The 2,425-nt window shown below is 74.5% G+C and carries 3 protein-coding genes; all 3 read right to left on the reverse strand.

All coding sequences use genetic code 11. The features are described 5' to 3' along the window. Positions 1–117: 117 nt before the first annotated feature. From recR to ACY45C_RS19655, 3 genes are read right to left on the reverse strand one after another with little or no spacing between them, the layout of a single operon-like run. Entirely contained in the window at positions 118–717 is a 600-nt protein-coding gene (gene recR, locus ACY45C_RS19645; protein ID WP_462189033.1) for a recombination mediator RecR, read from the reverse strand. Positions 718–732: 15 nt separating this feature from the next. Further along, complete coding sequence (locus tag ACY45C_RS19650; protein ID WP_462189034.1) at positions 733–1,191, reverse strand: YbaB/EbfC family nucleoid-associated protein; 459 nt, start codon at positions 1,189–1,191, stop codon at positions 733–735. Between the two features lie 21 nt (positions 1,192–1,212). Further along, positions 1,213–2,172 carry a DNA polymerase III subunit gamma/tau domain-containing protein gene (locus tag ACY45C_RS19655; protein ID WP_462189035.1) on the reverse strand — a complete coding sequence of 320 codons (960 nt, stop codon included), beginning with the start codon at positions 2,170–2,172 and terminating at the stop codon, positions 1,213–1,215. Between the last annotated feature and the right edge of the window lie 253 nt (positions 2,173–2,425).

A 2,425-nucleotide genomic window follows, 5' to 3' on the forward strand; every position in this document is an offset into this window, starting at 1 on the left:
CCGCAGCGGCCCCGGCGAACCCGACGCGGGACCGGCGGCGGACCAGTGGCAGACCAGTGGCGGGTCGGCGGAGCCGGGGTGGCTTCGGGGCGGGACCGGTGACAGCAGGCCGGGGTGTCAGGCGCTGACGACGCGGCGTCCCTCGAAGGCGCGTCCCAGGGTCACTTCGTCCGCCCATTCGAGGTCACCGCCCATGGGCAGGCCGCTGGCGAGGCGGGTGACCTTTAGGCCCATCGGAGCGATCTGCCGGGCCAGGTAGGACGCGGTGACCTCACCCTCGGTATTCGGATCGGTGGCGAGGATCAGTTCGGTCACCGTGCCGTCCGCCAGGCGGGCGACGAGTTCCCGGATGTGCAGGTCGTCGGGACCGACACCGCCGATGGGATTGATTGCGCCCCCGAGCACGTGGTACCGCCCCCGGAACTCGCGGGTGCGTTCGATCGCCACGACGTCCTTGGGTTCCTCGACCACACAGATCGAGCTCGGATCGCGGCGGGGATCGGCGCAGATCCGACACAGTTCCGACTGCGCCACGTTGAAGCAGCTCCGACAGAACTGGACCTTCTCCTTGACCTCGGTCAGGGCGGTGGCCAGCCTGCGGACGTCCACGGGGTCGGCGCCCAGCAGATGAAACGCGATCCGCTGGGCACTTTTGGGACCGATGCCGGGCAGCCGCCCGAGCTCGTCGATCAGATCCTGGACGATGCCCTCGTACACCGGTGCCGCCGGTTGTCAGTCGAGCCCGGGAAGGCCCGGACCACCCGGAAGGGGGCCTCCGAGGCCGCCACCGGACAGCAGGCTGCCGAGTCCGCCGAGGCCACCGGCGCCGCCCGGACCTGCCGGGCCGCCCGCGCCGAGGCCGCCGGTGATCGCGCCCAGCCGGTCGGCGGCGAGTTTGTGGGCGTTTGTGGTCGCGTTACGGACCGCCGCGAGGATCAGATCCGGGAGCGTCTCGGTGTCCTCAGGGTCGACCGCCTCGGGGCTGATCGTCAGATCGACCAGTTCCCCGCCGCCGTTGACGGTGGCGCGGACCAAGCCGCCGCCGGCCGTCCCGTCCACCCGGGCGGTGGCGAGGTCCTCCTGGGTGGCGAGGATCGCGGCCTGCATCTTCTGCGCCTGTTCGAAGAGTTGCCCCAGCGCCCCGCCCCCGGCGGAGGCCCCACTCCCGGCGCGGTCCTGCGGGTTAGACATGTCGATGAGCCTACGTCTCCTTCAGCCGGACGAGATCTGTTCGATGATCATGGCACCCAGTCCGCTCCGCAGCAGGGACACGGCGGCCTCCTCGCCCCCGCGAGCCCCGCCGGGACCGGACGGGACGTCCTCGTCGTCGAGGGACGGCTCGTCCTCACGCTGCGGACCCGGCTCGTCCCCGGCGGGGGGTGCACTGGCAGCGGCGGCGACTCCGTTCGCCGATCCGGGCGACGAGCCGTCCCGGCCCGCGGCGGACCAGGGCCCGTCGCCCCCGGGGCCGGGGCCGCCATCGGGACCAGAGCCCGGGCCGGCGAGACCGTGCCCGGTGCCGGGGGAGTCGCTGTTGCCGCCGGGGCCGCGGCCTGTCGTGCCGCCTTCGGTTCCGTCGGTGGAGCCGCCGTAGCCGTTCCCGGTGTCGGGGGACAACCCCGCCGGTCCGGCGGGCCGTGCCGGTGCTGGTGCTGGTGCTGGTGCTGGTAAACGGGATGCTCCCACCTGGCCGGTGGGCCTGGGGGCTCCGCCCGACCCGGCGAACCCCGAGGCCTCGGAGGGACCGGGCGGGCCGGCCGGCCATCCGGCGCCCGGCCGATGCTCCTGCTCCCCGGGGCCGACGGCGGGAGGGGGGGCGGCGGGATGGCCGGAGTAGCCACCGCCGCCCGGACCGGGACCCGCTTCGGGCCGCCCGCCGCCGCGACCAGATCCGCCCGCGGGAGCGACGGTGACCCGCCAGGTCCCGCCGAGTCTCTCCGCCAGCACGGCACAGAACAGCTCGGCGTTGTTCCCCTGCCCGAACATCCGGCCCATCGTCGGGGTGGCGAAGGCCAGCACGACCTCGTCGCCTCGAACGTCGGCAACGGTCGCGTGATCCTTCAGGATCGCATGCGTCTTCCGGCTGCGGCGGCCGGCGAGCACGAGAACCTCGTCCCACAGCATCCGCAGGCCGGCGGCGTCGATCCGCCCGGTCCCCGGAGTGCCTGCCATGCCCGGAACACCTGCCGGGCCCGAGGGACGATCACCCGACGTGAACGCGGGACCCGGCGAACCAGGCTGGGGGCCCGTCGCCGGTCGAGACACCGGTCCGCTCCGAGCGGGTGCCCGGACTGCCAGCGGCATGGGCTCCGGGTCCGCGGCGGGCGGGTGGACCGGCGCGGGAGCCCGGCCGGCCGGCAGCGGGGACGGGGGGCCCGGCTCCGGTTCTTCCCCGCCGAGCACGGCCCGCCGTTCCAGCCGCTCC

This window comes from Frankia sp. CcWB2 (assembly GCF_977927585.1).